Raw genomic sequence first — 2,507 nt, 5'->3', positions numbered from 1 at the left:
ACCGGTAATCAATGCAACTTTACGACTCATCGAATCAACTCCTTACTGGACGGTTTCCGGACGCACATGGCGCGCGGCAAACATCAACGCACCGGAGAGGAAGCACGGCACTGCGCCAAACCACAGCGCAGCGGTCTGCCAGTCACTCCCCGCCGACAACACCTGGGTCGCGCCGAACCCGGCAACCACCGCACCAATCGGCCCCATGGCATGGATGATCGCGCCACCGGTAGCCCGGATGCTGGTGGGGAAACTTTCACTGATGAAAAACAGCGCCGCCGAGTACGGCCCGATCAGGAAGAACAGGCCCAGGCTGTACAGCCCCACCACCATCGCCATGTTGCTCGGGCCAAACAGCATCCCGGCAAACGACAGCCCGCCGAGCATCCAGCCCAGGCCGATGACATTGCGCCGGCCGATCTTGTCGCCCATCCAGCCGTGGCTGAGGTAGCCGCAGTAGCCCACCAGGTTCGACAGCACGAGGATGATCAGCGAGTTCTCGAACGAGATGTGGTGCACGCTGACGATCACCGACGTACCCAGCACGCTGAACACCTGGATCGCCGCCCAGTTGAGCAGCAGCGCCGCACCGATCACCAGGGTTGCACGGCGGGCCGGGCCACGGAATGCGGCCTTGAGGCCGGCCTTGCTGTGTTCGTCATAGTCCACGCCGTAGGTCACGGCGACGTTTTGCGCCTCTTTCACCGCGCCGCTTTTACGCAGCTCGCTGATGCGCTGGTGAATCTGGAACTGCGGGCTTTCCTTGAGCTTGCGCGCCATGACCGCGATCACAATCGCCGGGATCGCCGCAAACACGAAGCACCCCTGCCAGCCAATCACCGGCAGCAACAGCGCGGTCAAACCCGCCGCGATCAACGCGCCCACCGGCCAGCCGCCCTGCACCAGGCTGTAGATAAAGCCGCGACGCTTGGCCAGTTTTGGATCATCGGAAGCCGCGTACAGTTCGCTCAAGTAAGTCGCGTTGACGGTTTCCTCGGCATACCCCAGGCCGCCCAGCGAACGGATCAGGATCAGCGAAGACTTGCCCCACGCACCACCAATGGCGGTGAGCGCCGAGCAGATCGCCGAACCGGCCACGGTGAAAATAATCCCTTTGCGCCGACCCAGTTTGTCCACGATCGGACCGATGGCCAGCGCGACCACGGCGGTGCCTACCGCCACCCATGTCGCAATCTCCGCCTGCTCCACTTCACCCCAGTTAAAGTGCCGCCCGATTTCCGGCAGCAAGGTGCCGAAAAGGATGAAGTCATACACCGCAAACACCCAGGCGAAAAACGCGATCCAGGTGGCGAAACGCACTTCCTTGGGCGTCAGTTGCCGGGGTTTCCAGCCAGTCAGATCAAGCTTGTTGTAGATAGACATGAATCGCGCCTCGGGAGGTTGGCCAGGGTTTAGGTACGGGTGTCAGGTACGCGGTTGGCGGCGGATAAAGTCATCGGCGATTTCGTCGAAGGTGACGAAGCGCACGCCGGCATGGCTCTGGATGTGTTCGATCAGCCGCTCAAGCATCAGCAGCACTTGCGGGCGGCCGGACACGTCGGGGTGGATGGTCATGGTGAACACCGCGTGTTCGTGCTCGCGGTAGACCCAGTCGAACTGGTCGCGCCACATTTCTTCGAGGTGACGCGGGTTGACGAAGCCATGGCTGTTCGGGGCTTTCTTGATGAACATCATCGGCGGCAGGTCGTCTAGGTACCAGTTGGCCGGGATCTCCACCAGGTCGGTTTCTTCGCCGCGCATCAGGGGTTTCATCCAGGTGTCGGGGTGCTGGCTGTAGTCGATCTTGGTCCAGGTGTCGCCCTTGCGCACGTAGTACGGGTGGAAGTCGTTGTGCATCAGGCTGTGGTCGTACTTGATGCCTTTTTTCAGCAGCAGTTCGTTGGTGACCTTGCTGAATTCCCACCACGGCGCGACGTAGCCGGTGGGGCGTTTGCCGGTGACCTGGGTGATCAGCTCGATGGACTTGTCGAGGACGATTTCTTCCTGCTCGGCCGTCATCGCAATCGGGTTTTCGTGGCTGTAGCCGTGCACACCGATTTCGTGACCGGCGTCGGCCACCGCCTTCATCTGCTCGGGGAAGGTTTCCATCGAGTGGCCGGGGATAAACCAGGTGGTGCGCAGGCCGTAGCGCTCGAACAATTTGAGCAGGCGTGGCGCACCGATTTCACCGGCGAACAGGCCGCGGGAAATGTCGTCCGGGGAATCTTCGCCGCCATAGGAACCGAGCCAGCCGGCGACCGCGTCGACGTCGACGCCAAATGCACAGAGGATGTCTTTAGCCATGATGTGTCTCCTTAAAAAGTGAGTGCGGTTTCTACTGACAGCGCGGCCCGAAGCAGGCGCGCGTCTTCGCCGCTGGGGGCGCTGAGCAGCAGGCCGGTGGGCAGGCCCAGGGCATCGCGGCCGCTGGGCAGGCTGACGCCGGGCATGTCCAGCAGGCTGCCGGGCATGGTCAGGCGCAGGGTGGCGAGGTTGGTGCTGACGAA

2 protein-coding genes and 1 pseudogene are annotated in these 2,507 nt (G+C 62.2%); all 3 read right to left on the bottom strand.

Features of this window, described 5'->3' with window-relative positions:
- Window positions 1-42: 42 nt before the first annotated feature.
- Window positions 43-1,383, bottom strand: coding sequence for an MFS transporter (locus HX846_RS34755; protein ID WP_003210404.1), 1,341 nt, complete (start codon window positions 1,381-1,383; stop codon window positions 43-45).
- Between the two features lie 42 nt (window positions 1,384-1,425).
- Complete coding sequence (locus HX846_RS34750; RefSeq protein WP_178967206.1) at window positions 1,426-2,304, bottom strand: polysaccharide deacetylase; 879 nt, start codon at window positions 2,302-2,304, stop codon at window positions 1,426-1,428.
- A gap of 11 nt (window positions 2,305-2,315) precedes the next feature.
- Window positions 2,316-2,507, bottom strand: a pseudogene (locus HX846_RS34745) (amidase); the annotation flags it as partial.

The organism is Pseudomonas sp. K5002 (assembly GCF_013386655.1).
In the GTDB taxonomy this organism is placed as follows: Bacteria; Pseudomonadota; Gammaproteobacteria; order Pseudomonadales; family Pseudomonadaceae; genus Aquipseudomonas.
The sequence above is the reverse complement of the archived record's forward strand: the minus strand, read 5'-3'. Positions and strand labels throughout refer to the sequence as shown.

Excerpts from the sequence above, each read along its gene's own strand:
- HX846_RS34750 (WP_178967206.1), bottom strand. The coding sequence starts at position 2,304 with ATGGCTAAAGACATCCTCTGTGCATTTGGCGTCGACGTCGACGCGGTC.
- HX846_RS34755 (WP_003210404.1), bottom strand. The coding sequence starts at position 1,383 with ATGTCTATCTACAACAAGCTTGATCTGACTGGCTGGAAACCCCGGCAA.